The 14,112-nt window shown below is 35.8% G+C and carries 7 protein-coding genes; 5 read left to right on the top strand and 2 right to left on the bottom strand.

Features of this window, described 5'->3' with window-relative positions; genetic code table 11:
• Positions 1 to 131: 131 nt before the first annotated feature.
• Together FJOH_RS24865 and FJOH_RS24860 are read right to left on the bottom strand one after the other, a co-directional pair.
• Entirely contained in the window at positions 132 to 1,865 is a 1,734-nt protein-coding gene (locus tag FJOH_RS24865; RefSeq protein ID WP_012026780.1) for a RagB/SusD family nutrient uptake outer membrane protein, read from the bottom strand.
• 24 nt (positions 1,866 to 1,889) lie between these two features.
• Positions 1,890 to 5,177 (bottom strand): SusC/RagA family TonB-linked outer membrane protein, encoded by a 3,288-nt coding sequence (locus tag FJOH_RS24860; protein WP_012026779.1) that lies wholly within the window; start codon positions 5,175 to 5,177, stop codon positions 1,890 to 1,892.
• A gap of 274 nt (positions 5,178 to 5,451) precedes the next feature.
• Here FJOH_RS24860 and FJOH_RS24855 point away from each other — a divergent pair, with 274 nt between their 5' ends.
• From FJOH_RS24855 to FJOH_RS24835, 5 genes are all read left to right on the top strand, one after another.
• Positions 5,452 to 6,117 (top strand): DeoR/GlpR family DNA-binding transcription regulator, encoded by a 666-nt coding sequence (locus FJOH_RS24855; protein WP_235023038.1) that lies wholly within the window; start codon positions 5,452 to 5,454, stop codon positions 6,115 to 6,117.
• Between the two features lie 193 nt (positions 6,118 to 6,310).
• A complete protein-coding gene (gene nagB / locus FJOH_RS24850; protein WP_012026777.1) occupies positions 6,311 to 8,239 on the top strand; it encodes a glucosamine-6-phosphate deaminase in 1,929 nt (642 codons plus the stop codon).
• A gap of 234 nt (positions 8,240 to 8,473) precedes the next feature.
• Positions 8,474 to 11,389, top strand: a complete 2,916-nt coding sequence (locus tag FJOH_RS24845) for an FAD-binding and (Fe-S)-binding domain-containing protein (RefSeq protein ID WP_012026776.1) — start codon at positions 8,474 to 8,476, stop codon at positions 11,387 to 11,389.
• A gap of 138 nt (positions 11,390 to 11,527) precedes the next feature.
• Complete coding sequence (locus FJOH_RS24840) at positions 11,528 to 12,349, top strand: alpha/beta hydrolase (protein ID WP_012026775.1); 822 nt, start codon at positions 11,528 to 11,530, stop codon at positions 12,347 to 12,349.
• A 281-nt stretch (positions 12,350 to 12,630) separates the two neighbouring features.
• Entirely contained in the window at positions 12,631 to 14,112 is a 1,482-nt protein-coding gene (locus tag FJOH_RS24835) for a glycoside hydrolase family 10 protein (RefSeq protein ID WP_012026774.1), read from the top strand.

The raw sequence follows: 14,112 nt of genomic DNA, 5'->3' as shown, positions 1-14,112 counted from the left end.
TTGTAATTTTATTAATTTGTTTTGTCTCAACTGGTGTTGAAAAAAGATTTTTAAATACTGCCTCCGGTAAGTTTAATTTCCGGAGGCAGTTTTAATATTGGGAGGGGCAAAATGTTATTATGAATTTCGAATTACCAGCCTGGGTTTTGTTTTAACTCTACACCCTGAGCTTTGTATAAGTCGATATCGTTCGTAGGGATATTCATTAAATAATGCTTTGGTTCAAAAGTTCTGGTGCTGACAGGATAAATTTTTACGTATCCGTTTGCATCTACCACAGTTTGTGATCCAACAGGAGTTCCAATTCTTGCTCCTAAGTTTACATCAGGGTTTTTATTAGTATCTAAATAATCACCTTTTTTCCAACGGTAAATATCAGCTTGTCTTAAAGTTGTCCAGCTCATGAATTCGATTTGACGCTCACGACGAACTTCCCAGATTAATGGATTTACAACACCTGTAAGCTGCTCTAAAGAAGAAGTTCTTCTTGGGTCGTTAATTTGCACACCGCCGGCAGAAGCATTTACTCCGTCTGTAGTTAAAGGTGCAATTCCGGCACGAGTACGTACTTTATTGATAGACAAATCAAGATCTGAGTTTGTAGCTGTTCCTAATTCGGCACAAGCCTCAGCATAATTTAAATATACTTCGCTTAAGGTAAATAATGGTGCATCAGTATAGTTACGTCCTCCTGTTGTAACATCAGGACCAGTTGTTGCCGGATTGTTGTACAATTCGAATACATATCCAGACATTGAAACTAAAGCTGTTGTGCCAAAAGGTTTTCCTTTGTAGCCATAATTTGCAGGATTTACAGTTTTACCAAAACGCGGATCTCTGTTAGCAAATGTTTTTGCAGCAGTATCATCTCCTGTAAACTGGCTGTTTCCAGTCTGCTGAATTGGTAATCCGTTTGTTGTTACATAGCTGTCTGCAGCCCATTTTGTTAAACCGTACTGAATAGTTGAGGTATTAGTATAGTTTTGAAGAGAATGCATTAATACGTTTGTTAAGTAACGCTTAGCCAATATCACTTCTGTATTTCCAAGTAATTCAACTGAGTTATAAAGTCCTTTCCAGTCAGCATTTAATTTATATGAAGGATTATTCATAATCGCTAACGAAGCTGTTTTTGCTTTGTTAAGATAAACACTTCCATCTTGTCCCAAATGATATTTTCTATATGTTCCTTCATACAGGCAGGCGTTGCTTAAAGCAGCATAAGCAGTGTATTTGTTAACAGTAACGTTTTTATCATCTGCGGCAAGCATTAAGTCTGCTGCTTCTTGTAATTCAGCAATTACTTTATCCATAATTTCAGCTCTTGGTTTTGCGGGAGCATATACTTCTGCATCTGCCTGAGCTAAAAATTTATCTGTGTAAGGAACATCACCAAATTTTTGCACTAAGCGGAAATAGGTGTAAGCTCTAAAGAATTTAGCAACTCCAATATAGTGGTTCTTTTTTTCCTGAGCCATTGGCACCGTAGGGATTTTATCCAGCATCAAGTTACAACGGCGGATAAGCGTGTAGTACTTGTTCCATGAATAAACATTCGTAGTGGCGGCTGTAACCGGCATTTGATAGAATGTAAAGGCAGACAAGTTATCATCTACTCTGTAATCACTTCCATGATAATAGAAAAAAGAAAGCCCGATTGTTGTTCCGTTACCATAACCGTAAAAAGTATCATAGTTTACCCACGAAAATGTTTTTACGTTGTCTTCTGACTGCCAAAAGTTATCGTTTGTAAATTTATCTGCAGGATCATCTGTAAGATAATCTGAACAGCTTACTGCGGTCATTGATGTTGCAGCAACAGCAAATAGAAGCAGAAATCTTGATTTTATATTTGATTTTTTCATTTTAAAAGTTTTGTATTGTTAGGATTAGAAAGAAAGCTCAACACCAAAAGATACTGTTTTGGTATAAGGATAAGCTCTTCCCCAGAAAACTTCTGTTTCATCAATTTCAGGGTCAACAGGAAGACGTTTGTCAGCCCAAGTCACTAAATTTTCACCCGAAGCATAAATTCTCACTTTCTCTAAACGTGCTCTTTGTACAAGTTCTTTTGGAAGTGAATATCCAAGAGTAACATTTTTTAGACGCAAATAAGACATGTTTAATAAATATCTTGTTGAAGTAACAAAGTTGTTTGAACCCGAAGTACCTGAACCAAGTGTATTGGCTTCGTTTCCATAATATGGATTTGGCCAGTAAGCATCAGTGTTTTCTGGCGTCCAGTAATCAGCCTGGTTTGCATACATTTGCTGTGGTGCACGGAAGAAAGGCAGTACAGCATCTGAAGCCGCCCAGTAATCACGTTTTCCAACTCCCTGGAAGAAACCAGAAACATCAAATCCGCGGTATTTTCCACCTAAAGTAATACCGTATTTGTAACGCGGCGTTGTATTACCAATTTTTTTCAAATCTCCGTGATCGTCTGCAGTTCCTGCACCACGGCTTATAACTCCGTCGCCGTCAAGATCTAAATAATGAACATCTCCTGCTCCGTATTTAAAGTTACCCACCATTGTTTTAGAGTAATCAACACCATTTACTGTTTTACCATTATTCGTAATTACGTCATCAGCCTGAAGAAGTCTGTCGCTGGTTAATCCCCAGATCTGTCCAATTTCGTAACCATCATAATAAGGATATGTAGTTGGTGTAACTAAACCTAATAGTTTAGAAGTATTGTTCCATTTAGTAATTACAGATTTGTAATCAGATAAAGCTACATCAACAAATACAGAAGCCGTTTCGCTTAATTGTTTGTTGAAGTTCAAAGACAATTCCCAGCCTTTGGTTCTCATGTTTCCAGAGTTAGTTTGAGCAGCACTTTGACCAAATGAACCCGGAAGTGTTATACCAGGAGCAAGCATTCCTTTTGTATCACGCTGGTACCAGTCGAAAGAAGCCCCTAACATGTCAAATATTTTAATATCGATACCTACATCTTTAGTATATACTTTTTCCCAAGTTAAAGCAGGGTCAACGTTTGTTGGCAATCCTGTAGAAGGAGGAAGTGTAGAACCGCTGTTTACCCATGAAGGATTCGTTGAATTTAATATCGATAAAAACGCATTGTTTCCTACGTTTTGGTTTCCAATTGATCCAATAGAAGCACGAAGTTTAAGGTCGTTTAGCCAGCTGCGTGTACCTTCCATGAATTTTTCATTCACAATTTTATATCCTACAGAAGCAGAAGGGAAGAATCCCCATTGTTCGTTAGTAGGGAATTTTGAAGAACCATCGTAACGGGCATTTAATTCTAATAAATAAATTCCGTTATAATCATAATTTAAACGAGCAAAGAAACCTGCAATTGAATACGTTGTTTCTGCTGGATTAAGAGAGGTATTTGCAGAACCAGAAACAAATTGTTCTCCTACTGCAAGATTAAATTCTGGTTTTGTTTTGTCTAAAAGTGTATTTCTTCTTGCATAATTACGAGAGAAATCCTGCCATTCTGAGTTAAAACCTCCTAAAACTTTAAAGTTGTGACCGCCTAATTGTTTTTTATAGTTACCATAAATGTTTACCACATTTGTAGTTGACTCAGATTTTGACTGTGCTACATAATCATTTCCTGCTTCAAGAGTTGCAGGTGTAGCAGTCTGAATTGTAGTTGCATCATAAGGCATAGCAGACCAGCTGTCCCAAGCCAGGAATTTACCGCCATTTTGCTTTCTGTTATAAAATTCATACATTACTTTTACTTCGGCTATAACATTAAAATCTTTAGTAATATCTGCTGTAAATTTAGCACTCAGCCTGTTATTACGTTTGATGTTTTCGTTTCTTGATGCATTAGATATATATCCTCCCGCAGTACGGAAATTATATCCTCTATACGTTCCGAAGTTTGGAAAATACTGCCCCCAGCGAAGTGCATAACCAAAATAACCTCCATAACTGGTATCATCTGTACCAGAACCGCCATAGTAGTTAAACGGCTGATCGTAAGTACTGTTAATTGTCATTACTTTGAAGTCTCCCGTTAACCAGTCGGCTAATTTTGTAGTAAAGCCTAAGTTAATATTGGTTCTTTGTCTTTGTTCCTGATTTACTCTTAACATACCCTCTTGGTTAGTAAGGGCAATAGAAGCGAAGAAAGAACTTTTTTCTCCTAAATTACCTTGTGCAGATAAGTTATGTGTTGTTTGCAGAGCATTGCTTGCATATAGTTCTTTATTAGCATCCCAAACTCTGTAGAAATAAGGTGTACCATTTTTAATCTCCCAGTCTTCACCATAAACCATTTCATTGCTGGTACGATTATTTGCATATTTTTCTTTCCAGTTTTTAATTCCGGCTAATAAAGTATTGTAGTTTGCACCAAAAATTTCCGGTACAGCACCATCAGTACGAGTACCTGCAGCAATTAACCCCGGAATTTCTTCTGTTGGATCTAAGAATTTTAAAGTAGAAATTGGGTTTGTAAAAGCAGTATTAGCAGAATAAGAAAATCTCACTTTTCCCTCGCCTGTTTTCCCTCCTTTAGTCGTAATAAGAACCACACCAAAAGCAGCACGAGCTCCATAAATAGAAGCTGAAGCAGCATCTTTAAGTACAGACATTGTGGCAATGTCATTTGGATTAATAAGCGATAAATCTGTCGGTACTCCGTCAACCAATATTAAAGGAGCATCAGAACCATTAATTGTTCCGGCTCCACGTATGTTAATAGTAGCCGTACGATTCATATTTCCAGAGTTAAAACTAACATTTACACCCGGTGTTGTTCCTTGCAGAGCTTTGCTTACATCTGTAAGCGGTCTGCTTCCAATTGTTTTAGCTACATCAATTGAAGCAACAGCTCCGGTTAAATTTGTTTTCTTTTGAGAAGCAAATCCCATGACTACAACTTCGTCTAGTTTTGAAGTACTTTCAGAAAGCGCAACATTAATTTTTTGTTGTCCTTCTACTTTAACTACAGAGGTTTCAAAACCCATATAGCTAAAAACAAGGCTTCGTCCTGGCGCGACGCTGATACTGTAGTTTCCATCAAAATCGGTGGTTGTGCCATTTGATGTTCCCTGAATCAGTACAGTAACTCCGGGAATTGGAATTCCGTCTGCTTTGCCTTTTACATTTCCAGTAATTGTTTTTGTCTGCCCAAATGTTGTTTGAATGAACAAAACCAACAATGAAATAAGAAATAATTTTTTCATGATTATTTGGTTTTTTTAATGGTTGTTGAGCAAATATATTTATTTATTGCATACAAATGCAGTTTTTTACAAAATATTTCAAAAATTAACTTAAATAACGCAAAATAACGCAGATTTTATATGTTAATTTTTTCTGCTTTTACTTTTAAACTTAAAAAACGCAAACTATTGCAGTTTCTGGTTAATCCTACGCTTTCAATAGAATTATTTGATATATTTGTCCTGAATTTTAACTTTTTAAAAAATGCTGAAAGCCGAAAGACATAAATATATAATGACTAAGCTTGTTGAAGAACAGAAAGTTGTCACAACTGATTTAGCTTTGGCTCTGGATTTGTCTGAAGATACCATTAGAAGGGATTTAAACGAACTTGACAGTAAGAAACTACTGGAAAAGGTCTATGGCGGAGCAGTGCAGGTTAAAGAAAAATCTGCAGATGTTTTTGATATTCATATTTCTGGTGAAGAAGAAAAAAAGCAGATCGTCACAAAAGCATTGTCGTTACTTCATGACGACCAGGTTATTATAATGAGCGGAGGAAGTACAAATTTGGTATTTGCAAAACTTATTCCATCAGATTTAAAAGCTACAATATATACGTATAGTCTTCCAATCGCTATGCAGCTGTCTCAGCATCCTAATATAGATTTAATATTTATTGGCGGGAAAATGCAGAAAAACGCAATGGTTACAATTGGTATGGATGTAATTCAGGTTGTGTCAAAAATTAAGGCCGATATTTGTTTTATAGGAGCGAGCAGTATTAATATAAAACAAGGACTTACAGAAGTTGGTTATGAAGTTTCAATGGTTAAAAAAGCAATGATAGAAGCTTCTGATAAGGTTGTGTCGATGTTTTCTTCTAATAAATTAAATACCAAAATGCCGCATGTTGTCTGCGATTTAAATCAATTAGATACTATAGTTACCAATCTGTAACCAGAAGATATAAGACTGGAAGAATATAGGAAATCTGGCGTATTTATACTGTAGTTTAAAAACTAAGTCAAACTTTTCTGCGTTTTTTTGCGTTATTTGAATTTAATTTTGTTAAATAACGCAAAATAATGTATTTGTTATCTTTTTTGTATATATATTTGTTAAAACTAATTTTAACTACAACAGATATATTATGAAAACCACTACTTCTTTGGCTTACGATATTCCGGGAAAATTTGAAGAAACACGATTTGAAAAAAATCATAATGTAATCTTTGAAAACTCTGCCGAAGCTTCAAAAAATGTCGCTCAAGAAATAGCTGAATTAATACGTTTAAAACAAACTAACAACGAATCATGTGTACTTGGCCTTGCAACAGGCTCTTCACCAATTAAAGTATACGAAGAACTGGTTCGAATGCATAAAGAAGAAGGTCTTAGCTTTAGTAACGTAATTACTTTTAATTTGGATGAATATTATCCAATGAATAAAGAAAACCGTCAAAGCTATCATTATTTCATGCATCAGCATCTTTTTAATCATATTGATATTAAACCTGAAAATGTAAATATTCCCGACGGAACAATTGCTTTAGAACAATTAAATCAATACTGCATTGATTATGAATTGAAAATTAAACAAGCAGGCGGACTTGATTTTCAATTGCTTGGAATTGGGCGTACAGGACACGTTGGTTTCAATGAGCCTGGATCACACATTAATTCAGGAACCAGAATTATTACTCTGGATCATATTACAAGAGTAGATGCTTCATCTGACTTTAACGGAATTGACAACGTTCCAAAAAGAGCCATCACGATGGGAGTTTCTACCATTATGAGATCAAAAAGAATTGTATTAATGGCGTGGGGACAAAACAAAGCGTCTATTATAAAGAGAACCATTCAGGGCGAAATAAGTTCTGATGTTCCTGCAACGTTTTTACAAAATCATCCAAACGCTACTTTCGTTTTAGACCAATCAGCAGCATCAGAATTGACACGCTTTAAAACACCTTGGCTGGTTGGAGAATGTATCTGGACAGAAGAATTAAAGAGCAAAGCAATCGTTTGGCTTTGTAAAAAAACAAAACAATCTATTTTAAAACTGACAGATCGTGATTACAACAATAACGGAATGTCTGATTTATTAGCACATGGCAGTTCTGCCTACGATTTGAATATAAATATGTTCAATATTTTGCAGCATACTATTACAGGCTGGCCGGGAGGAAAACCAAACACAGATGATTCACACCGTCCGGAAAGAGCCAATCCTGCCAAAAAACGAGTAATCCTGTTTAGTCCGCATCCAGATGATGACGTGATTTCGATGGGAGGAACTTTTTCAAAATTGATAAAACAAGGCCACGATGTACATGTTGTGTATCAAACCTCCGGAAATATTGCCGTTACAGATGATGAGGCATTGAAATTTGCAGAAGTATGCAACGATTTTGTTGGTGCAGATCTTCCAAAAGACATTAACTTCAAATCAGTGATTGAATTTTTGAATAACAAATCAGAAAATCAGATTGATTCTCTTGAAGTTCGAAAACTAAAAGGATTAATCAGAAGAAGAGAGTCTTACGCAGCAACAAGATACATTGGACTAAAAGATGAAAATACACACTTTTTGGATCTTCCGTTTTATGAAACCGGACAGGTTAAAAAGAATCCGCTGGGTCAGGAAGACATCGAAATTGTAAAAGAAATCATTGCCAGAATAAAACCGCATCAGGTTTTTGCAGCAGGAGATTTGGCTGATCCGCATGGAACACATGAAGTATGTCTGAATGCGATTTTTGCAGCCATGAAAGAATTGAAACCAGAAAAATACATGGACGACTGCTGGTTATGGTTATACAGAGGTGCATGGCACGAATGGGATATCCACGAAATTGATATGGCAGTGCCGCTTTCTCCATCTGAAGTATTGTTGAAACGCCACGCCATTTTGTATCATCAATCTCAAAAAGACAGAGTAATGTTCCAGGGAAATGATTCTAGAGAATTCTGGGTTAGAGCCGAAGACCGAAATAAAAATACTGCAATTCTGTATGATGAATTAGGATTGGCAGAATATGAAGCTATTGAAGCTTTTAAACGTTTTGATTATTAGTAATTAATAAAAAAAATCATTTAATACATAGAAACATAGATTTTATTGTGTGTAAAAGAATATAAAAAGAAACATGTTTCTAACACATAGTTCTCTATGCTTTTTTTAATAAGTGAAACGCCTTTTTTGAAGAGTTAATCTATGTTTCTATGTGTTGAAATTAATTACATCAAATGGTTAACACAATCAAAATAAACTTTTAAAATTACCAACCAAAAGCAATAAACCAAATAAATGCCCAATTCTCTCCAATTACAACAATTATCTGATTCCTTAGAAGGAACGCTTTTTTATGATGAACTTCATAAAAAACTGTATGCCACAGATGCTTCTGCTTACAGAATTATTCCGCAAGCTGTTGCCATTCCTAAAACCGAAGAAGATATTGTAAAAATCATTCGTTTTGCCTCAGAAAACAAAATTTCAATAACGCCCAGAACGGCTGGAACTTCTCTGGCAGGACAAACAATTGGAAACGGAATTATTGTAGACGTTTCGAAACATTTTACCAAAATTGTTGCTTTTGATGCCGAAAAGAAAACCATTACCGTACAGCCCGGAGTAATTAGAGATGAACTGAATTTATTTTTAAAGCCACACGGATTGTTTTTTAGTCCGACTACTTCAACCACAAATAGATGTATGATTGGAGGAATGGTGGGAAATAATTCATCTGGAACAACTTCAATACGTTACGGTGTTACGCGAGATAAAATTGTAGAGATAAAAGCGGTTTTGAGCGATGGTAGTCTTGCCGTTTTTAAAGATTTAACTTCGGATGAATTTATTGAGAAGACAAAAGGTAATTCTTTAGAGAATAAAATTTATAAAACGATTTACGAGGAACTTTCGAATAAAGAAAATCAGGAAGAAATTACGAGAGAATTTCCAAAACCTGAAATTCACAGACGAAACACAGGTTACGCGATTGATGCCTTATTAAAATCAGAACTGTTTTCGGGAACAGAAGATACCATCAATTTAGGAAAATTACTTTGCGGAAGTGAAGGAACTTTGGCATTTACAACCGAAATTACCTTGAAAGTAGACGATTTACCGCCAACAAATAATATCATGGTTGTGGCGCATTTTCATACTATTCAGGAAAGTCTTGAAGCCGTTGTTGTAGCAATGAAACATCATTTGTACACTTGCGAAATGATGGATGATACGATTTTAGATTGTACCAAAACCAATAGGGAACAAGCAAAAAACCGATTTTTTATTGTGGGAGAACCAAAAGCAGTTATCATGCTTGAAGTAGGATCGCATAGCAGCATGGAAGATGCAGAATTACAGGCTGATGCTTTGATTAAGGATCTTCAGGATAATAATTTTGGATATGCATTGCCTAAAATTTACGGTTCCGATATTGATAAAGTAAATGAGGTTCGAAAAGCAGGTTTGGGACTTTTAGGAAGTATTGTAGGCGATGATAAAGCGGCCGATTCTATTGAAGATACAGCAGTTGAACTCAGTGATCTCCCAAATTATATTGCCGACTTTGCTGCAATGATGGAAAGACACGGACAAAGTGCCATTTATTATGCACATGCCGGAGCAGGAGAATTGCATTTGCGCCCGAAGATAAATTTAAAAACAAAAGAAGGTTTACACCAGTTTAGAAATATTTCTACAGAAGTAGCCCATTTGGTGAAAAAATACAAAGGTTCATTAAGCGGTGAACACGGTGATGGAATTTTACGCGGAGAGTTTCTGCCTTTTATGATTGGTGATAAAAACTACGAACTGCTCAAACGAATAAAAAAAGCATTTGATCCTAACACTATTTTGAATGTTGGGAAAATTGTAAATGCTTCAAAAATGGATGAAAATCTTCGTTTTGAAGCGGGAAGAGTTGAGCCGGACATTAAAACAATTCAGGATTTCTCAGACAGTTTGGGAATTTTGCGTGCTGCCGAAAAGTGTAACGGTTCTGGCGACTGCCGAAAACTGCCATCAGCAGGAGGAACTTTATGTCCGAGTTACCGCGCCACCCGAAATGAAAAAGATACCACTCGCGCCAGAGCCAATGCGCTGAGAGAATATCTGACCAATTCTGAAAAAGAAAATAAATTCGACCACCAAGAATTATATAAAGTATTTGAGTTGTGCGTAAGCTGTAAAGCCTGTGCCAGCGAATGCCCAAGTAATGTTGATGTGGCAACTTTAAAAGCAGAATTTTTATACCAATACCAAAAAGCAAACGGATTTTCTGTCCGCAATAAAATATTTGCTTTCAATTCCAAACTAAATAAGTTTGGAAGCATTGCACCATCGATGACCAATTTTGTTGCCAATCTGCCTTTGGTAAAAAAAAGCATGGGAATTGCTCCAAAAAGACAACTACCGCTTTTAGCGCCAAAAACCTTTAAGAAATGGTACGAAAAAAATAAAAAGTCGGCAGAAAACAATTCTTTTAAAAACGGAAAAGTATATCTTTTTTGTGATGAGTTTACCAATTATTATGATGTTTCAGTTGGTATTGATGCGTATGAATTGTTGACCGCTTTAGGTTACGAAGTCATTGTTACAGATCATGAAGAAAGCGGAAGAGCTTTTCTGTCAAAAGGTTTCTTGGAAGAAGCACAGGAAATTGCCAATAAGAATGTGACTATTTTCAAAGATTTAATTTCTGAAAATATACCTTTAATTGGGATTGAGCCATCGGCTATATTGACTTTTAGGGATGAATATCTTCGATTGGCAAAAGATAAAGAAGGTGCCGAAAAACTGTCTAAAAAAACTTTTACCGTTGAGGAATTTTTCAAAAGAGAAATTACAGCTGGGAAAATTCATTCCGGGCAATTTTCGGATACCGCAAAAACAATAAAGATTCACGGACATTGCCATCAAAAATCATTAAGCACCGTTGAAGCTTCGTTTGCTATGTTGAATTTACCAAAAAACAGCACCGTTACAATTTACAATTCGGGCTGCTGTGGTATGGCAGGATCTTTTGGTTATGAAAAAGAGCATTACGAAATTAGTATGCAGATGGGAGAAGATACTTTGTTTCCAAAAATTCGGGCAACGGAACCTGAAACCGCAATTGCAGCGGCCGGAACCAGCTGCCGACATCAGATTTTTGACGGTACAAACAGAAAAGCAATGCATCCCGTAACAATTTTAAGAGATTGTTTGAAATAAATTTCCGAATTTTAAATGAAACTTAATTTTCTTTTTACCATTAAGAGATTAAGAAATTTAAGCTAAGCTTTATGAACTTAATTTCTTAATGGTAAAAGCAAGGAATTTATTTTGACATAATCACTAAAACAAGATTTTATGAAAAAAGCAATCTGCACTTTACTTCTGGCATTCGTATTTTTTTCTGCAAAAGCAGCAAAAATTGACACAATTCAGGTTTTTAGTCCTTCAATGAATAAGAACATAAAAACCTCAGTAATAGTTCCCGATAATTATAAAAAAAGCAAAGATAGATTTCCGGTAGTGTATCTTCTTCATGGTTACAGCGGCAATTACGGAAGCTGGGCAAAAGATTTTAAAGATCTGGCAAAACAAGTTGATCAATACGGTTTTATAGCAATTGGCGTTGACGGAAATTATTCAAGCTGGTATTTTGACAGCCCGATAGATCCAAGTTTTAAATATGAAACTTATGTAATAAATGAATTAGTTCCTTTTATAGATAAAAATTACAAAACTATTTCCAACCGCGATGGCAGAGCCATAACAGGTTTAAGCATGGGCGGACACGGAGCATTGTATTTATCATTTAAACATCAGGATGTATTTGGTGCGGCAGGAAGTATGAGCGGAGGAGTCGATTTTCGTCCGTTTCCAAACAATTGGGATATTAAAAAACGTTTGGGTTCTATAACAGAATTTCCTGAAAACTGGGATAAAAATACCGTTACCAATCTGCTTGATCTGGTAAAAGACAACAAGTTAAAAATGATTATAGACTGCGGTGTTGGTGATTTTTTTATGGAAGTAAACAGACAGCTTCATCAAAAAATGCTGACATTAAAAATAAACCATGATTATATCGAACGTCCGGGAGAACATAATCTGGCTTATTGGGAAAATTCATTAAAGTTTCAATTACTGTTCTTTGATAATTTTTTCAAAGAGAAAAAGAAATAAAAGTTATGTGCTGCGATACGATTAAGCAGCATATAAAATTAGGTTGGTTACCTATCCTAACAGGTTTTTAAAACCTGTTAGGAACTTTTTAACCGCCTCAATATATTTTAGCCGCAGATTAAAGGATTGAAATGATTTTTTATCATGATGGGAAAATAGCAAGAGATTAAAAAAATACAGCTTTAAAAACATTGCGAACCCTGCGTAAACCTTTGCGTTCTTTGCGGTTAAATTTTAAGCCACAAATAAATAACATACTAACTAACCAAAAATAGTAACTTATGAAAAGCCTAAAAATTTTAATTCTAATACTGCTGTTTCAAACGAAACTTTTCAGTCAGGAATCACCAAAAAGAGAAATGCGTGCAGCATGGATTTCTACAGTAGACAATATTGACTGGCCTTCTAAACCAGGATTATCAGACAAGCAGATGAAATCTGAAATGATTGCCATTTTAGATAATTTACGATCTAATAACCTAAACACAGTAATTTTTCAAATCCGCCCAACTGCCGATGCATATTACAAATCGACAAAAGAGCCTGCTTCACATTGGATAACGGGAACTCAGGGCGTTGCTCCGGGATTTGATCCGCTGCAAATGATGATTGACGAAGCCGGAAAAAGAGGAATGAACGTTCATGTCTGGCTCAATCCATATCGAGTGCAAAAAGATACCGTAAAAGATGTATTGACCAAAACGCATTTGTATTTCAAGAAACCAGAATTATTTCTGACCTACGGAAAATCAAGATATTTTAATCCGGGATATAAAGAAACCAGAGATTTCGTTTCGTCTGTAGTAGGCGAAATAGTTCGAAATTATGATATCCAGGCCGTTCACATGGACGATTATTTTTATCCGTATAAAATCGCCGGACAGGAATTTCCGGATGAAAAAGCATTTGCCAAAGAACCGCGCCAGTTTAAAGACAAAGACGATTGGCGAAGAGACAATGTCGATTTAATTATCAAGCAAATCAGAGATACCATAATTGCTAATAAACCAGAGGTTGAATTCGGAATTTCGCCTTTTGGCGTTTGGCGCAATATTGCAAAAGATTCAGACGGATCAAATACGGTGGCGGGTGCAACCAATTATGATGATTTGTATGCCAATATTTTAAAATGGCAGAAAGAAAACTGGATCGATTATGTTACACCGCAATTGTACTGGCACATTGGTTTTGACAGAGCTAATTTTGAAGTTTTGGCAAAATGGTGGGCAGCACACAAATACGGAACCAATGTTTATGTAGGCCACGGCGATTATAAAATTTCGAATACCGCCAAAGAACCAGAGTGGAGAAGTCCGGATCAAATTGTAAAGCAGATTGAAATGATTCGAAAACTGCCTCAAATAGACGGTTCGATGCATTTTACAGCTTCAACTTTTCTTAAAAAAGGCGATACGCTTCGAAATCCGCTTATTCAAAAACCATATAAGTATATCGCATTAACGCCAGAGGCAAACAGAATTACAAGAATAAAACCACAAGTACCTTCAAGTGCTGTGATTGCTAAAAAAGGAGATAAAGCTCTTTTGAGCTGGAAACCAGAATCAGATGATAAGAAATTTGTAATTTATAAATTCCCAAAAGGAAAAATAACCGATTTTTCGAATCCGGCGAATATTTATTACGTAACAACCGCTTCAAAATTAGAAGTTCCAAATGCTGATTTGGAGAATTATATCTACGCCGTTTCCGCTTTAAGTCAGACCCAGACAGAAAGCGCTCCAATAGAATTTTCAATAAAATAA

It is taken from the genome of Flavobacterium johnsoniae UW101, assembly GCF_000016645.1.
Taxonomy (GTDB): Bacteria; Bacteroidota; Bacteroidia; order Flavobacteriales; family Flavobacteriaceae; genus Flavobacterium; species Flavobacterium johnsoniae.
The sequence above is the reverse complement of the archived record's forward strand: the minus strand, read 5'-3'. Positions and strand labels throughout refer to the sequence as shown.

Excerpts from the sequence above, each read along its gene's own strand:
- FJOH_RS24845 (WP_012026776.1), top strand. The coding sequence starts at position 8,474 with ATGCCCAATTCTCTCCAATTACAACAATTATCTGATTCCTTAGAAGGA.
- FJOH_RS24855 (WP_235023038.1), top strand. The coding sequence starts at position 5,452 with ATGACTAAGCTTGTTGAAGAACAGAAAGTTGTCACAACTGATTTAGCT.
- FJOH_RS24835 (WP_012026774.1), top strand. The coding sequence starts at position 12,631 with ATGAAAAGCCTAAAAATTTTAATTCTAATACTGCTGTTTCAAACGAAA.
- FJOH_RS24865 (WP_012026780.1), bottom strand. The coding sequence starts at position 1,865 with ATGAAAAAATCAAATATAAAATCAAGATTTCTGCTTCTATTTGCTGTT.
- FJOH_RS24840 (WP_012026775.1), top strand. The coding sequence starts at position 11,528 with ATGAAAAAAGCAATCTGCACTTTACTTCTGGCATTCGTATTTTTTTCT.
- FJOH_RS24860 (WP_012026779.1), bottom strand. The coding sequence starts at position 5,177 with ATGAAAAAATTATTTCTTATTTCATTGTTGGTTTTGTTCATTCAAACA.
- nagB (WP_012026777.1), top strand. The coding sequence starts at position 6,311 with ATGAAAACCACTACTTCTTTGGCTTACGATATTCCGGGAAAATTTGAA.